Below are 17135 nucleotides of genomic sequence, written 5' to 3'. Positions count from 1 at the left end.
CCGGGTTGTCACCCGGGGTTATTATTGTTTGAGCCCTTCGGGCTCGCGGGTGTCGTCTTTGTATCCAACCCTGCGAGGGGTTGAATAATGCTGCTGAGCTGATTGCGATCTACAATGATGATTGCTTTGGTTAGTAGGTGGTATCTGCTTGTAGGCTTTACGGCAGAGGTTCAACCCGCTTCGGGGTTGGGGTAGAGGGGGTAGCTAGTCTGCCCCGGGTTGTCACCCGGGGTTATTGTTGTTTGAGCCCTTCGGGCTCGCGGGTGTCGTCTTTTTATCTCAAGCCCAAATTGCTGTGAGATGGATCGCTGCTACACGGGATTATTATTGTTTGAGCCCCAAGGGCTTGTATGACGTTGTTTTTGGGCTGCATATAATCTGTTATGGGACTCACTGTTGGATCCTGCCTATCCATCCATCGCCAAAAGGATAAAATTCTGCTAGATTTTAGCTTTCTCCCTGGCCTAGCGGGCGACTACAACAATAACTGTATTGCCAGTCCTTGGTGGAGAAATAGTCAGGGAGTCGCCTATTGGTGTCGGAAAGGTCAGAGACGGAAACTAGCCTAAAAGGTATCTTTCATTGAATTCTACGCCATTCTCCTTTAGTAATCTCCTATATTCGTCGAGAAACGCCTCGCTCTTGTGGTGCTCTTTTTGTTTTTTGATGTAGTTGGTAATTAAGTTCTTATCGCGGTAAGAACAAGTGAAGGCTCCATAACCATCTCCCCAAGAGTTCCATGAAGGGAATTTATCGTGTTCTCTTAACCATTTGCTACTCGCTACTTTGATGTCTTTGATAAAACTTGCCAACGCAATGGTTGGGTGTAAATCAGTTAAAAGATGGAGATGATCTCCGGATCCGTTAATTTGATATAGGGTGCAGTCCTTGTTCTTTACGATGCCCCAAATGTACCGGTAGAGTTCTTCGCAATATTCATCCGGTATGGTGTACTCGCGGTTTTTGGTTCCGATGACGAAGTGGTAGAGGATTTGTTTGTATGTGCCCATTATCTTTGAGAATTTTATTCATCAAATTACTAAAAAACCACTTAAAAGTGGTATCTAAGTGATTGGGAATAGTGGAAATAAAAAAATTGTGGATGTTACCTTTGTGCCTTCGGCCTGAAGGGCCGCTACGACAATAACCGTGGGTGTTAACCCACGGGCATGGGATGTACACTTGTATCCAACCCTGTTAGGGGTTGAATAGTGCTGCGGATCTGATTGCGATCTGCAATGATGATTGGTTTGGTTAGTAGGTGGTATCTGCTTGTAGGCTTCACGGCTGATGTTCAACCCGCTTCGGGGTTGGGGTGGAGGGAGTAGCTAATCTCCCCGGGTTGTCACCCGGGGTTATTGTTGTTTGAGCCCTTCGGGCTTGGGAGCGTCGTCTTTGTATCTCAAGTGCTAACTGCTGTGGGATGGATAGGTGCTACCAGGGTTATTATTGAAGTGGTTGTTCGATGCCTGGGGCTTTGCCGAAATGGAATGCGCTTAGACTTGGATAGTAGATTTTAGGATTCTGTGGCACCTTGTAAATGCTAAAGTGACTCTTTTGGCTTTTCTTCGGCCTGAAGGGCCGCTACGACAATAACCGTGGGTGTTAACCCACGGGCATGGGATGTACACTTGTATCCAACCCTGTTAGGGGTTGAATAGTGCTGCGGATCTGATTGCGATCTGCAATGATGATTGGTTTGGTTAGTAGGTGGTATCTGCTTGTAGGCTTCACGGCTGATGTTCAACCCGCTTCGGGGTTGGGGTTGAGGGTGTAGCTAGTCTGCCCCGGGTTGTCACCCGGGGTTATTGTTGTTTGAGCCCTTCGGGCTCGCGGGTTTCGTCTTTGTATCTCAAGTGCTAACTGCTGTGGGATGGATCGCTGCCATCCAGGGGTATTGTTCTTATAGGCCTTGGCATTGGCCAATGCCCTTAGGACGGACATTTGAAATAACTGATGCCACGAGGAGCCCCTTGGCAGGTTTGCCGACCGCCTAGTAAGTCTGGTAGCATTCGTTAAGATACCATATTTTTTGGTTAAGATGCTTGAATGGTAACCCCTGCAAATCCTGTAATTTTATTTCTTGATTTCAAACTGACGCTATTCTGCCGAGACGGTCAGTTTGTTTGAAATTGAAAATCACGTTTTACCCCATTCAATGACAACAATCAATTAATGTATGCTTAAATCCACGCTACTGTTTGCACTGCTTCTTTTACTCTCAGTTTGTGAGCTTCGGGCTCAGTTGATCTTCGAAAAAGAAGAATACCGAGCCCGCAGGGAAAAACTGATGGACAAAATCCCCGATGGAATTGCCATCTTCAGAGGCGCATCCGAATCCCTCGTAGGGTTACCCTTTACCCAGTACAATAACATGATGTACTTTGCCGGGGTAGAGATTCCCGACGCCATCCTTATCGTGGATGGGGAAAAGCGGGAGTCTACCCTGTTTTTTACCATCGATGAGCACCATGCCGACGGCGAAAACATTTCCCTAGAGCTCGTGAGGGAGCCGGTAAAAATCACAGGGATAGAGCACTACCGTCCCTACGAGGATTTTTCCGAAGTGCTAAAAAGCAGGCTTACAAAAACGACAGTCATTTATACGCCATTTAGCCCGGAGGAACATATTGGCGAAAACTCAATGGAAACATTCAATGCATTCAAACGTACCGTGACCGACAACGAATGGGATGGCCGGCTGACTCGTGAAATGCAGTTCGTAGCGGTTTTAAATGAACGCTTTCCTGAAAACAACGTGGAGAATTGCACCCCTTTTGTCTGGGAACTGAGAAAGTTCAAATCAAAGGCCGAAATAGATCTGATCCGTGAAGCGTCCCAGCTTTCAGTAAAAGCCCACAAAGCGGTGATGAAAGCTACCCGCCCCGGCGTGCCGGAACTTGAACTGGCAGCCCTCTTCCAGCAGGTTACCATGTCAGGAGGCGCCAAGGGACTGGCCTTTGGCACCATCATCATGTCGGATAAAAACCACGCTTATGGCCATTACATGCAATACGACCGCATATTGGGGGAAAAGGACTTTATCATTCTTGATGGCGGAGCAAATGTGTCCTATTATGCATCCGACGTTTCCACTACCTTTCCCGCAAGTGGCAAGTTTTCCGACACACAGCGGGAGATCTATGAACTGGGGCTTTTTATCAGGGAAATATGCCAAGGAATGTACCGCCCCGGGGTCTCACTGACGGAGATCGGCAACGCGGTGAAAAAGGAGCTCGAAAAAATGGGCTTTGACCCCAGCGAGCCGCGGTTCAGGTTGTGGACGCGCGACGGCGGATTTAACCACAGTATTGGTATGGCCGTGCACGACCGGATGCTGAATTTCGATCGGGGAGAGCCCCTTCAGCCTGGATTTGTCTTCGCCTGCGACATCATGGGCAAAGCCGATGATGTAACGGGTATTCGCATCGAAGATACGGTGGTGATCACCGAAGACGGCTGTGAAATCCTATCCGCAGGCCTGCCCCGTACGGTAGATGAAATAGAGGCATTTATGAAGGACAATTAATTAGAAACCATCTTTTATCAGAAAGTCAGATGAAACATCTCGTAGTTTTACTTTTTTGGTTAGCCGTACCTAGTGGATTAATCGCCCAACAGGTGGATGTATACCAACGGCCGTTGACCTTCGAACCGGACAGGGACTTTGACGCGCTTCACTATAAGGTCATGCTGGACGTGGATGTTCAGCAGAAACAATTGACCGGACAGAATACCATCACGTTGACTCCACTGAGAAGTGATTTGAAGCGGGTGACCTTGGATGCGGTTTCGTTGGAAGTAAGCGATGTGCTTGACAGCAGAGGGTTCCCGCTTTCCTATAAGCAGGGCAAGGATAAACTGCACATAGAACTTGCACGTTCGTATTCGCACAGCGATACCCTGACCTTTACCGTGAAATACGCTCTTAGGGAGCAGGTTTCAGGCCTAAAATTTATCGATCAAACCGAAACGAACCCTTTCCAGGTTTCCTCGGATTGTTGGCCCAATCAGGCCAGGCAGTGGATACCCTGCTACGACTATCCGCACGACAAAGTGACACAGGAAATGATCGTAACCGTTGACAACAACCTTAAGGTGCTGTCCAACGGAGAATTGATCGGAATATCCGAAGATAAGGAAAGAGGAAAACACACCTACCATTGGAAGCAAAACAAGCCCCATTCTACGTACCTGATCAACCTAAGTATAGCCGCATACACCGTTATTGAAGATTCCTTGGGTGCGCTGCCGGTAAACTACTGGGTCTATCCACGGCATGAGCAAGATGCCAAAAGATCCTTTGCCAAAACGCCCTATATAATAGATTTTTTTAACAGGATTTATGGGTATGACTATCCATGGGAAAAGTACGATCAAGTGATCTCAACGCATCAGGGCGGAGGTGCAGAGGCCACATCGGCATCACTGCTCGGAGAGGGGGCTGTGACTACGAAACAGGAAGAAATCGATTTTTCCTTTGAAGGTATCATTGCCCACGAAATCGCCCATCAGTGGTGGGGTGACCTCGTAACCTGTAGAAGTTGGGAGCATAACTGGATCAACGAAAGTTTTGCCACCTATTCCGATTATCTGTACAAGCGATTTGATTGGGGTGAGGATGAGGCAGCCTTTGACTTGGTGAGAAAACAGGGTGCCTACCTGCGGGAGGCGCAAAACCGGTATATGCGGCCCATCGTTTTTGCCCAATACGAAAGCCCCGGGGACAACTTTGATAGCCACGCCTATCCGAAGGGGGCTGCCGTACTGCATATGCTTCGGTTTGTGTTGGGGGATGAAACCTTTTTCAGGGTGATTAGCGAATTCTTGCATCGTCATGAATTTCAGGCAGTAAGCACCCAAGATTTTATGCAGTGTGTGAAAGACGTCAGTGGAAAAAACATGGACTGGTTTTTCGAGCAGTTTCTGTTTAAACCTGGGCATGCCGTTTTTGAAGTGACCAAACGATGGAATGAAGCTACCAAGACCCTATCCGTAGAAATCAAACAGACACAGGACAAATGGGATCGTGTCCCCATCTATCGTATTCCTGTGCAGCTTGGGTTTTACCATCCGGGCGGAAAAACGGTGGAAAAAGTCTGGTTGAACGAGGCGGTTGAAAAATTTGAATTCAAATTCGACGAAGCCCCACTATTGGTACGTTTTGACGAAGGCAACTACCTGCTCAAAGAATTGACCTATCCGCAGTCCGAGGAAGAGCTCTTGTTTCAGGTGGAAAATGACGACATGACCGGTAGGTTGTGGGCCGTTGATCAATTGAGAGCTTTTAACGATTCACCGAAAACGATACAAAAATGGAATGAACTATCAAAGCAGGATGAATTCTGGGCCGTAAGGGAGGCAGCCGTACAGCGTCTGTCAGAATTCCATCGAAATAGCCATAAAGCGGCGTTTTTAGAGGGAGCTGGCGATCGCAGCTCCAAGGTCAGGGCGGCGTCGGTAAATGCGTTGGGCAAATTGAAGGATCCGTCCATGCTGGGCAATTTCAGGAGGATATACGAAACGGATGAAAGCTATCTCGTAAAGGCGCAGGCATTGATAGCCATTGGTGAGATCGGCAATTCCTCGCAACTACGTTTTCTCGGTGAAGCGGCCAAGGTTAGGTCTCCGCGCAATACATTGAAGAACGCCGCAGAGCAGGCCATGGAGCAGATTCGTAAAGCTAACTGACGGGTGTAGCGTTGCTATTTATAATTTAACAAGGTACCGATCAATGTAATTCACCTGGTTTTGACATGACTATGAGCACCGTGATAAGGAATATAACACCGCTTACATTGATTATTGCAATGTGCATGTATCCGGCACTGTTGCTACCAACTGGTACCCACGCGCAGTCAACGAATTGGCAATCGTATAGCCAAGCGGATGCTTTGGAACACGCAGAGGCAAGACTGAAAGAGATTTTTGAAGAAAATAGATTTCAGGTTAAGGCATTTGGCGGAAGATGGCTTCCCGATGGGTCGGGGTACTGTGACCTTGTGCATGTGCCGGGACGAGATACCCGATCACTTGTATGGTATGATTTATCCAGTGGTGAACGCACCATGCTTCTTTCCAAGGAAATACTGGAAGCTCACGGGTATAAAGGCACATTTCAAATCAAAAATTATGTGTTGTCTGCGGATGGGGACAAGATCCTAATTGAATTGGCGGGTAACGATGAAGAAGCTACGAATTCGGTTTTCTGGTTGCTGGAACGAAGCACTGGAGGCATTGAAAAAGTCACAGCGGGAGCCAACAGTAAAATTTCCCCAGATGGAAACCAAATTCTTTTTACGAAACAGGGAGACCTATACATCAATGATCTGACAACCAATGAAACCAAGCAGCTTACTTTTGACGGCGATTTCGAAGCGATTTCCAACGAAAGGGCGGTTTGGAGTCCGGATAGTAAACGGATAGCATTTGTTCAGGCCGATGCATCTGCGGTAAGCATTAGGGCTTCGCTTGTTCCGGTAGATCCTTCCTATCCGGAGATAAGGGAACAGCGATTCGCCAGAGTCGGTGGGGCCATTGCTAAGCTACGGGTAGGCGTATTGGGCCTAGAAGGGAATGAAACCAGGTGGCTGTCAATACCTGTTCCGAAAGAGGGGTTTTATTTGGGAGAGATTGGCTGGGCAGGGAATTCGGAGGAGGTTTTGGTTGAAAAAAGAAACCGCTTTAGGGACGAGAGGCAGTTTTTACTAGCCGAAGTATCCACGGGAAAGATTACCACTATCTACGAGGAGTCTGATCCGGCCTGGGTGGTAGCAAGTTACGGGACCAACGGGGGAGTGGATTGGGTGCAAAACTTTCGTAGTTTTATCGTCTTGACTGAAAAGGACGGCTGGAGACATGCCTACCTGCATTCCCGCGATGGAAAGAAGGAGGTATTGCTGACACCGGGAGAATATGATGTTATCGGGCGTGTAGGAGTGGATGAAGACAGGGGATGGTTTTACTATTATGCATCACCAGACAAGGGTACCCAGCGCTATTTGTATCGTGTAAGGCTCGACGGTAAAGGAAAACCCGAACGCATATCCCCTATGGATCAGCCGGGGACTCATAGCTATGACATCTCTCCTGATGGCAAATGGGCATTTCATACGTACTCGACTGCCAACAAACCTCCTTTAACCGAGTTGGTCAGCCTTGGGGATCATAAAGTTGTCCGAATACTCGAGGATAATGCGGAGTTGACGAAAAAAGTGAATGGCCTGAATTCTCAGCCCAAGGAGTTTATCAGCCTTGATATCGGCAATGGAATAAATATGGATGCATGGGTAATTAAGCCTAGGAATTTTGATCCATCGCTGAAGTACCCGGTATTTGTCTTTGTGTATGGCGAACCACATGCCCAAACTGTCATGGATTCCTGGGGACATGCCATGGCCGATTTCCACCGTATTGTTGCCGACCTTGGTTATTTAGTGGTATCTATGGATAACCGGGGTACGCCCTGTCCGAAAGGTGCCGCATGGCGCAGGGCCATCGCAGGAAGTTTGGGGCCACTATCTACCGAAGAGCAGGCAGCAGGTGTAAAGGCACTGGCAAGGAACTATTCCTACGTTGACCTAGACCGTGTGGGAATCTGGGGCTGGAGTGGCGGAGGTTCAAATACCCTCAACGCGATGTTTCGCAAACCGGAGGTCTATAAGATGGGAATTGCGGTGGCACCGAAGCCACAACCACACCTGTACAATGCATGGTTTCAGGAGATTTATATGAAAACACCGGAGGTCAATCCGCAAGGTTATCGTGATTCCGCTCCTATAAATTTTGCAGAGGGACTCAAGGGCAACCTGCTGATCATTCATGGTACAGGGGAGACCAACACCCATCTTGAAATTACCGAAGGATTGGTGGATCGCTTGATCGAACTGGGCAAACCATTTGACTACATGGCCTATCCAAATCGTGACCATGGTCTGAGCGAAGGGAAAGGTACCCAAGTGCATATGAGGCTTTACATGCTTAGGTACCTACTTACCCATTTACCTCAGGGTGGCCGGTAAATCCAGAAAAATACAATAGTTATAAACACATGAAAATTTCACTGATTTTTTTAATAGTAATCCTAGTATCCTCCTGCGCAAAGGAGCCCAAGTTGGATTTTTTATCCGAGCCAGAGGATCCTGACGAGACAGACATGTCCGTTTGGGAAAAAACAGCACCCGGCGTTCATTCTGCCTTTGGTTCGCTGGATATTCCCTATTCGAAAAGCCAGCTTCCAACGGACCAAGTTTACGAATCCTTAAAGCTTAGTGGGTGGAAGGGTGAACGGGTGGCATTCCTATTGTTGGTATGGACTGCGGGAAATGATGAAGAGGTGAGCATCGAAGTGCAAGGTTTGGTGAATGGTGATGCTAGGATAGAAAAAACACAGTTTACGGTCTCCGTTCTAGGCTACGTACTTACGGATCAGTTTCTGAACGAAAATGGTAGTGCTTGTGGACCCAGAGATAGTGACAAAATCCCGGTACACCTCGCGCCCGACAAGTTGATAGCAGGGAGCCGCTTCCTTCTAAGAGGTCCGTCCACACGTCCTGTATGGATTGCCATTGATATCCCGGCCGATGCCTCTCCGGGCACCTATCAGGGAGCGATTACCCGAAAATCCCGTTCCGAGGCTGTATCCCATCCGTTTACCCTGGAGGTTCAGGACATGGTCTTGCCTCCGCCCGGTCAGTGGGCTTTTCACCTTGACTTATGGCAGAATCCTTTCGCGGTAGCACGGTACCATGGGGTACCGCTCTGGTCGGAAGAGCACCTGGCCTTATTGAGGGCTATCCTTACGAAGTTGGCCATGGCCGGTCAGAAAGCGATTACCACCACCATCTTGGACAGGCCTTGGGATGGGCAGACCGGTTTCGACCCTTATGGATCTATGGTGGAATGGGTCAGGAAAAGTAATGGCAGCTGGTCTTTCGGCTTTGCCAATTTTGATACCTACGTTGAGTTGGCGATGGATTGTGGCATTAGTGGGCAGATCAGCTGTTTTTCCATGATTCCTATCAACAATAAACTTTCATGGTACGACGAATCGACGGCGGAGAGAGTGGTTTTCGAAGCCCTGCCGGGCACAGCAGAATACGAGGAGATTTGGGGAGCGTTTTTGCAGGCATTCCGAGCGCACCTGAAAGGAAAAGGATGGCTGGAGATGACCTACCTGGCACTGGACGAGCGGGCTGAGGAAGATATGATGAAGCTTTTTGAATTTTTGGAAACGAACGCGCCGGATTTGAAGGTGACCATGGCGGGCTTCTACCACGAGTCGGTAAACTCCTATATTGATGATTTCAGTTCCAACTGGCGTGATGAGGGCCGTATCCCCGAGGACGCCATAGCTGCCCGACGACAGGCCGGGCTCAAAACAACCTATTACGTGGCCTGTGGCATTCCCCAGCCGAACAATTTTACCTTTTCGCCTCCGTCCGAATCTGCCTATCAGGGATGGATAGCGGCGGCCATGGGCTTTGATGGTTTCTTACGGTGGGCAAACAACAGCTGGCCGGAGAATCCGATGGTAGATTCCCGTTTTGTTCGATGGCCTGCTGGAGATACCTATCTGATGTATCCGGGTGCCATAAGCTCTGTTAGGTTTGAGCGGCTTCGGGAAGGGATTCAGGATTACGAAAAAATCCGGATTCTGCAGGCCTCTATTTCTGAGGATTCGTCCGAGGGAGCAAATGCGGCGTTGGCGGACTTTCAAACGTTTTTGGATGAAATTGGGTCTAGGTCCTTATATAAAAAGCCGGCCGCCGATTGGCTTGCAGAGGGAAAGAGGCGTTTGTATGAGTTGGAAAGGAGGCTGTTATGATTTTAAAAAAAAGATCGGTAGTGCGGGCTTGGGTGGCCCTTTTAAGTCTGCTGTCGTGTGAGACGGTTCAGCCCCATGACCCTACCCTTGTTGAGGGGTTTAGGAATCCGGGGTTGGAAGCAAGGCCAAGGGCGTATTGGAATTGGTTAAATGGAGACATTTCCCTCGAAGGTATTACCCGGGATATGGAAGAAGCCAAGAAGACCGGTTTGGGAGGACTGCAAATTTGGGATTCGGAAGCCATGAGAAACCCCGGTGGTTTTGTTGCCGCCGGTCCCCGCTTTTTGGGTCCGGAATCGGTGAAGGCCATCCGGCACGCCATGGCGGAGGCAAGCCGCCTGGATTTGGAGCTTGGGTTGATCTGCGCCAGCGGCTGGAATTCCGGGGGAGACTGGATTACGCCGGAATTGGCGAGTAAAAACCTTTTTCATGCGGGAATCCAAGTGGAAGGGGAGGGATCCATTCGGAGGAGATTGCCCTTTCCGGAGGTGCCCAAAGAGTGCCCAAGGGGAGCCGATGGCCTCCCCAGTTGGTATTTGGACGTGGCTGTGCTTGCTTGGCCGTATTCCGAAAGCAAGCAGATAAAGGATCTTTCCGAGGTGGTGGATATCTCTGATAAGTTTCGGAATGGGGAACTGGTGTGGGATGCCCCGCCCGGCAGATGGCATATAGAACGCTTTGTCTGCTCCACCAACGGGCAGCAGCTGATAGCAGCCAGTCCCAACTCGAAAGGATACTTCATCGATTTCTTGGATCCGGAGGCGACCCGCTTTCATTTTGAGTATATTTTCAACCAACTGGGCCTTGAAAAGGGAAAGGAAAACCAAACTCGTCTTAAAACCTTGGACGATGATAGCATGGAGCTTCACGGAGGAATCCAATGGACGAAAGGCTTTGCAGACTGGTTTGAAAACCAGCATGGGTACAGTCCCATCAAGTGGCTTCCAGTGTTTTTGGGTTGGGATATAGATAATCAGGATAGGTCTGTACGGTTTCGCTACGACTACCAGAAATCGGTGAGTGACCTGTTGATATACAGCCATTACACCACGGGTAGCGAGGTATGTGAAGAATATGGGGTACAGTTAGCCGCGGAAGCCGGGGGGCCCGGTGCGCCATTTTGGGAAAGCTGCCCGGTGGATGCGCTGAAGGCACTGGGCAATGTACATATTCCGAGAGGGGAGTTTTGGATGGGAAATCCGAGAAATCTCTTTTTGGTAAAGGAAATAGCGAGCGCCTCCCATATTTATGGAAAAAAGATCGTGGATGCCGAGTCTTGGACTACCTGGCGCCGTTGGAGAGATGGGCCGTTTACGCTTAAGCGGCTGGTAGATAGGGCGTTTGCGGAGGGTCTAAACCGCGTCACCTACCATGTCTTTGCCCACACACCGGTCACCGACGGTTTTCCGGGGCGAACCTACCATGCCGGTGTGGATATCAATCCCCAGGTAACCTGGTGGTCAAAAGCCCGACCCTTTATGGACTATTTGGCAAGATGCAGCTATCTGTTGCAGCAGGGACGTTACGTGGCTGATGTAGCCTATTACTACGGTGATCAGGCTCCCAATTTTTGGCCCCTTTATCATAACGTCCCGGACAAGCCCAGAATTGACGGATTGGGCCCCGGATTTGAGTATGATGTGGTGAATACAGATGTTATATTGAACCGATTGTCGGTCAAGGATGGGCTCATAGTTCTTCCGGATGGCATGTCCTACCGTATTTTGGTTCTTCCTGACAGACGAGACATGCCTTTGGAGGTATTGGAAAAACTGGAATCCCTCGTTTCCCAGGGAGCGACGTTACTGGGGCCAAAGCCTTCCGAAGTCCCCGGCCAATCGGGTTTCCCCGGAAAGACGGAGCGATTGCTTGAGTTGGCAGAAGCCATGTGGAGCGAGAAGGAAGGGGTAAACCGATATGGAAAAGGTAAAGTGGTAACGGGGTACTCTCCGGAGCAATGGTTGAAACTTGAGGGGCTCACACCGGATTTTGCGCCGGAGGACCCAGCTCTTCGCTCCAGTTTTGATTTTATCCATCGGGAAACAGCCAGCTCCCATATCTATTTTGTCCACAACAAAACCACGGAGCCACTACGGGCAACCTGCCTTTTCAGGGTGGGAGAAGCGTTTCCGCAGGTATGGGATCCTTCCGATGGGAGCATCAAAGACCAGTACGTATTTCAGCAAATGGGCAACGCGATCCGTATGCCGGTCGTATTGGCCCCCGGGGGTTCAACCTTTGTGGTGTTTGCCAAAAATGGCTCTGGCCCGTCGTTTCGCACCCTCACCTCAAGTAAGTCAGTGGATTTGAACCTTCCAGAAGAGGAGGTTGTCCAGGCGACCAGTAGATCGGTGGTGTTGGAGTGCTGGCAAAACGGAACCTATACGGTTCAAAGCAAGCAGGGCAAAAAATATACAGCGCTAGTCGAACAAATCCCTTTGCCCTATGTATTGGAAGGCGCTTGGAAACTGGAGTTTGCTCCGGAGTGGGGAGCACCTTCCGAGGCAGTGTTTCCCGATTTGATCTCTTGGACAGACCACGAACATCAGGGCATTCGATACTATTCCGGTTTGGGAACCTATCGAAAGTCTATCAACGTGCCAAGTGACTGGCTAGCAGGTGACACGCAGATCTATTTGGACCTGGGGGATGTTCGGGAGGTTGCCGAAGTTATGGTGAACGGCAGGTCGGCGGGGATTGTTTGGAAACCCCCTTTCCATGCAGCGATCACCGATTTGGTGCAGCCCGGAGAGAATTGCATCCGCATTGAAGTGGCCAACTTGTGGGTAAACAGGTTGGCGGGAGATAAGCAGCTTCCGGACTCGGAACGCTTTACCCGCTCCAACATACAAGCAGATGGAGGAAGCTGGTTGGCCAACTATTCGGAATGGCAAGAAGAACCCTCTGGGCTCTTAGGGCCTGTACGTGTCCTATTTGCGAAGCGGGTGGAGCTAAAGTAAGGTGCTTTCTGACAGGATGTTAGTGAGCAAATGTAACCTCCTATGTTTGACAAATATATCTTCAGCGATATTGAAATGATATATGCTGCGCGATATTGGTAGATATCTGCCTCTACCTGTCGGTCCACAGGTTCGGCGATATATTTTAGGGAAATAGGCTGCGCGATATGCGTGGATACCTGCCTGCGGCGATATATTTGGCTGATGTTGAAGAACGGAATCCTTCAAATGCATGATGGCCTAACACAGCGGGTGCTATCTATCCGCGTTAATCTACAACCATACTACCTTTGATCTGTACAGTGTTAGTACGCTGTTGAAAACAAACTAAAACGCGTTGCCCCAATCCCACATGAACAAAACCTGTTACCCGCTCTTCGGAATCGTGACGATGCTGAACACGCCCTTTACCACATCGGGGTTAATCGATTACGCCGCGCTAAAACGAAACGTGCGGGAGGCACTGAATGCCGGCGTAGCGGGCTTTTTGGTACCCGCTTTGGCAGCCGAGGTACACAGCCTTTCACACTTGGAAAGGCTCAAGATGGTCGAAAGCGTACTAGAGGAGGTTAATCAGGCGGTTCCGGTCATAGCCGGGGCAGCCGAGACAGACCTTACCAAGTGTAGGCTGCTGTTAAAATCCTACCGGGAGCTTGGCTGCAAGCAGGTGCTTTTCCAAATCCCTTTTACAAATGAGCAACAGTTTAAGGAAGATTTTTACGCACTGGCAGAGGTCGATGTGGAGATGATCATGCTGCAGGACTGGGATCCGGTCGGGTACGGATTGCCCGAGGGCCTTCTATGTGACCTGTTTGAAACGGTGCCGGCATTTAGGTGTCTCAAGATCGAGTCGGTCATGGCGGGGTACAAATATTCGCGCATGCTATCCCTAACCGAAGGGCGGTTGCATGTGAGTGGAGGCTGGGCCGTAACCCAGTTGATAGATGGATTGGAGCGGGGAGTTCACGCCTTTATGCCAACGGGCATGCATTGGCTCTATACCGAGATTTACCGACGCTGGATGCAGGGCTGCGGGCAGGAAGCGGAAGAGCTGTTTTTTCACATCCTGCCAGTGCTTGCTTTATCCAACCAACACCTGGAAGTGTCCATCCATTTCTTCAAACGACTGCTGTTTCGACAAGGCATCTATCCATCCGATCACGTTCGGAAGTCGTCCATTCCTTTTGATGCCCAACTCCAAAAGACAGCGGATAAGTGGATCCAGCGAGTAGTGGATTTGGAGCAAAGTATAAAAGCCGAACGACTGAACACGTAGACACGCCTTCGTTTACGGGTGTAGGGGCCTAACCTGTGATCGTCTAAAGTTAAAATACTACACTTTTTCGTTAACATGATGGAAGCATAAGCCCGGGGCGGGAGCTACCTTTACGAGTTGTTGTTGAAGACCGAAAATTCGTTGGATTCCGATGGGAAAAGGAAGTTTGTTGCGTACAAGAACCAAGTTATTGTCTCCTTTGGCGGCCCTGGCCATCGTATCTTTCCTGCTCGTTGCAGCCTGTAGCCCCTCTGGGGATAAACCGGTATCCGTGCTGTCCGAGGAGGATTTTTTAAATCCGCCCACGGAAACCCGACCCATGTCCCTCTGGACCTGGATGAACGGCTACATAGACACCGTAAAGTTGGTGTATGAGTTGGAACAGATGAAGGAAAAGGGAATGCGCGGGGCCATTGTCTGGGATCTGGGGGCATTGATCAATCCCAACGATATGATTCCTGCCGGGCCTGCTTTTTTAGGGCCGGAGTCGCTCGGATACCTTAGACTTGCATTGGAAACCAGCCACGAGCTGGGTTTGGATTTGGGGATCAGCGCAGCAAGCTCTTGGAATTCCGGGGGGGATTGGGTAGACCTGGAGGACGGAAGCAAGGAACTGCTCCATAGCGCCCTGCTGACGGAAGGACCCACTAACATCAAACTACCATTGAAAAATCCAGCGTCACCTAGAGGAATGGCCGAGCATTGTGAGTTGATCACGGTGATGGCTGTTTCCCACCGCCACGACGGGATTTATTCGCATCAGGAAATCATCGATCTGAGCGAACAGGTCACCGACGGAAATATACTGGAGTGGGCCGTGCCCGCTGGGCAGTGGAATATTCTATCCTTTTTTACCTGCAACACTATGCAACCTTTGGTCGTGCCAAGTCCCAACTCCTCTGGTCTGATCATAGATCATTTGAGCCATCGGGCTACCGAGCGCCACCTAAATGAAATGATTTCAAGGTTGGGGCAAATCAGTACAGATGAAAACAAGTTTAAATTTATTTTTTTGGACAGCTACGAGGTATGGCAGATGGATGATTGGACGCCGGGTTTTATTGCGGAGTTTAGGACCCGTTATGGGTACGATCCACGCCCATTTCTCCCGGTTCTCCAGGGGTACCGACTGGCGGATCCCACGGTTCAGACTCGTTTTGAGGGGGATTACAGGCGCTTGGTAAGCGACTTGTTGATTGAAAGCCACTATGCACAAGCGGTAGAAATAGGCGATAGACACAGCATACAGATGATCACCGAGGCTGGCCATGGCGGTCATCCCCGCGTGGAACCCTTGAAGGCCCTCGGCAGCTCCCACATGCCCATGGGAGAGTTTTGGAACCGGCAGCGGCATTGGGTGACCAAGGAAGCAGCCAGTGCGGCGCATATCTATGGGAAGCAGATCGTGGCGTCCGAATCCCTTACCGGGTGGAACCACTGGCAACATGGTCCTACGGATTTCAAACAGTTAATAGACGTGGCTTTTTGCGAAGGGCTGAACCAAGTCGTTTTCCATACCTTTTCCCATAATCCGGAAATCGCCGGGAAGCCCGGCTTTGTGTACCATGCAGGCGAGCATGTAAACGTCAATGCTACCTGGTGGGACTACTCGCGGCCGTTTATGGATTACATCGCCCGTGCTTCCTACATGCTGAGGCAGGGAAATTTCGTGGCAGATGTGCTGCTTTATTATGGGGATGATGCGCCCAATTTGGTGCCACCGAAGCGCATGAATCCGAACTATACGCCCGATATGCCGGGCCTTTTTCCTGCTTACTTTTACGACGAAACCAAGTGCCCACACTGTGGAATGGACAGGCCCATTGTTACGGGAGACCTGCCCGGGTATGAATACGACTACGTAAACGAAGATGTGATCACGACGAGGCTGGATGCCCAAGATGGCAAATTGGTGCTTCCGCACGGATCCTCTTATAGGCTGTTGGTACTGCCGGATAGGGAGGATATATCCCTTGCGGTCTTAAAAAAACTGGAGCAGTTGATAGACGAAGGGGCCGTGGTGCTGGGACGAAAGCCTACTCGGTCCACGTCCCTGAAAGGATACCCAGCGGTTGATCAGGAGGTAAAGGAGTTGGCAGATAAAATTTGGGGGGCGGCAGACGGAAAGACTGTTTTTTCGAACCGCTTTGGAAAGGGAATCGTCTACTGGGGAAGATCCATACAGGACGTGTTGAAGGAACTGGGTGTGCAGCCGGATTTGGAAGTGAAGGGTGTTGATAATAAAGACCGGCACATTGACTTTGTGCACCGCAGGACCAGTTCGGAAGAAATCTATTTTATTTCCAACAGCAGTGAAAGGCAGGAGCGGGTCAGCTTGGTCTTTCGCGTAGATCCCGGCATGCAACCGGAGATTTGGGATGCGGAGTCCGGCCTCATCCAGCGCAAGCTAGCCTATACCAAGCTTCCCAACGGCATTCAGCTGGATATGGAGTTGGATCCCATTGGTTCTCGTTTTGTGGTATTTCGACGTAAAAGCAGCGGCAAAAACGATCCCGGACTCCACCGCGATTTACAAGCGGGATTTTCGGGGCAAAGCACCGTGGAAGGGGACTTTGAAACCCTGGATATCTCCACCGATTGGAAAATCAGCTTTGATGCCTCGATGGGTGGTCCCGCATCGGTCTTGCTTTCTAAGCTGATCAGTTGGTCGGAGATGGAAGAGGAGGGAGCCAGGTATTATTCGGGAACGGCAACCTATACGCGGGAATTTACGCTTGACAAAAATCAGTTGGCAGCCGGGTTGGAAGCCTTTGTACGGTTTGAGGAGATCCAGGAAATGGCAAGGGTCTTGGTAAACGGGGAGGATTGCGGGGTGGTTTGGCTGCCTCCCTATACGGCCCGCATCACGCCCCACCTTCGCGAGGGCGCCAATACCCTTACGGTGCACGCAGTAAATACATGGAATAACCGCATTGTGGGAGATATCCAAAACCCCGACCAGCCACCCTTCACAAATACGAATGCCAAGCCCCGGTTTAACCGAAGCACGCCTCTTTTGCCTTCGGGACTCTTGGGAACCTGTCAGATACAATTTTTCCAAACCAATAAATGA

General features: G+C 50.0%; 9 protein-coding genes. 7 read left to right on the top strand and 2 right to left on the bottom strand.

Translation table 11 applies throughout. From position 1 onward, the window contains the following. Positions 1-560: 560 nt before the first annotated feature. Both tnpA and ADIS_RS22865 read right to left on the bottom strand, forming a co-directional pair. The gene (tnpA, locus tag ADIS_RS02195) at positions 561-1010 is read right to left on the bottom strand and encodes an IS200/IS605 family transposase (protein ID WP_010852644.1); all 450 of its coding nucleotides are present in this window, start codon (positions 1008-1010) and stop codon (positions 561-563) included. Positions 1011-1743: 733 nt separating this feature from the next. Next, positions 1744-1944, bottom strand: a complete 201-nt coding sequence (locus ADIS_RS22865; RefSeq protein WP_010852643.1) for a hypothetical protein — start codon at positions 1942-1944, stop codon at positions 1744-1746. A 235-nt stretch (positions 1945-2179) separates the two neighbouring features. On the opposite strand from ADIS_RS22865, the gene ADIS_RS02190 reads away from it, so the two are divergent. From ADIS_RS02190 to ADIS_RS02160, 7 genes are all read left to right on the top strand, one after another. Then, positions 2180-3529, top strand: coding sequence for a M24 family metallopeptidase (locus ADIS_RS02190; RefSeq protein WP_010852642.1), 1350 nt, complete (start codon positions 2180-2182; stop codon positions 3527-3529). A 29-nt stretch (positions 3530-3558) separates the two neighbouring features. Further along, positions 3559-5691 (top strand): M1 family aminopeptidase, encoded by a 2133-nt coding sequence (locus ADIS_RS02185; protein WP_081634847.1) that lies wholly within the window; start codon positions 3559-3561, stop codon positions 5689-5691. A gap of 65 nt (positions 5692-5756) precedes the next feature. Next, positions 5757-8021, top strand: coding sequence for a S9 family peptidase (locus ADIS_RS02180; RefSeq protein WP_202900544.1), 2265 nt, complete (start codon positions 5757-5759; stop codon positions 8019-8021). Between the two features lie 29 nt (positions 8022-8050). Continuing rightward, positions 8051-9826: a DUF4091 domain-containing protein gene (locus tag ADIS_RS02175; protein ID WP_010852639.1), complete on the top strand. Its 1776-nt coding sequence runs from the start codon at positions 8051-8053 to the stop codon at positions 9824-9826. Continuing rightward, positions 9823-12786, top strand: a complete 2964-nt coding sequence (locus ADIS_RS02170; RefSeq protein WP_010852638.1) for a glycosyl hydrolase — start codon at positions 9823-9825, stop codon at positions 12784-12786. Before ADIS_RS02175 ends, ADIS_RS02170 begins: the two co-directional genes overlap by 4 nt. Positions 12787-13138: 352 nt before the next feature. Continuing rightward, a complete protein-coding gene (locus ADIS_RS02165) occupies positions 13139-14062 on the top strand; it encodes a dihydrodipicolinate synthase family protein (RefSeq protein WP_035804355.1) in 924 nt (307 codons plus the stop codon). Positions 14063-14213: 151 nt separating this feature from the next. Then, complete coding sequence (locus ADIS_RS02160) at positions 14214-17135, top strand: glycosyl hydrolase (protein ID WP_035804353.1); 2922 nt, start codon at positions 14214-14216, stop codon at positions 17133-17135.

This window comes from Lunatimonas lonarensis, assembly GCF_000390185.1.
Classification (GTDB): Bacteria; Bacteroidota; Bacteroidia; order Cytophagales; family Cyclobacteriaceae; genus Lunatimonas; species Lunatimonas lonarensis.
Note: the sequence above shows the minus strand (reverse complement) of the source record. Positions and strands in the feature narration are given on the sequence as shown.

Bases quoted from the DNA above. Each gene is read 5' to 3' on its own strand.
- tnpA (WP_010852644.1), bottom strand. From the start codon at position 1,010: ATGGGCACATACAAACAAATCCTCTACCACTTCGTCATCGGAACCAAA.
- ADIS_RS22865 (WP_010852643.1), bottom strand. From the start codon at position 1,944: ATGTCCGTCCTAAGGGCATTGGCCAATGCCAAGGCCTATAAGAACAAT.
- ADIS_RS02190 (WP_010852642.1), top strand. From the start codon at position 2,180: ATGCTTAAATCCACGCTACTGTTTGCACTGCTTCTTTTACTCTCAGTT.
- ADIS_RS02185 (WP_081634847.1), top strand. From the start codon at position 3,559: ATGAAACATCTCGTAGTTTTACTTTTTTGGTTAGCCGTACCTAGTGGA.
- ADIS_RS02180 (WP_202900544.1), top strand. From the start codon at position 5,757: ATGACTATGAGCACCGTGATAAGGAATATAACACCGCTTACATTGATT.
- ADIS_RS02175 (WP_010852639.1), top strand. From the start codon at position 8,051: ATGAAAATTTCACTGATTTTTTTAATAGTAATCCTAGTATCCTCCTGC.
- ADIS_RS02170 (WP_010852638.1), top strand. From the start codon at position 9,823: ATGATTTTAAAAAAAAGATCGGTAGTGCGGGCTTGGGTGGCCCTTTTA.
- ADIS_RS02165 (WP_035804355.1), top strand. From the start codon at position 13,139: ATGAACAAAACCTGTTACCCGCTCTTCGGAATCGTGACGATGCTGAAC.
- ADIS_RS02160 (WP_035804353.1), top strand. From the start codon at position 14,214: ATGGGAAAAGGAAGTTTGTTGCGTACAAGAACCAAGTTATTGTCTCCT.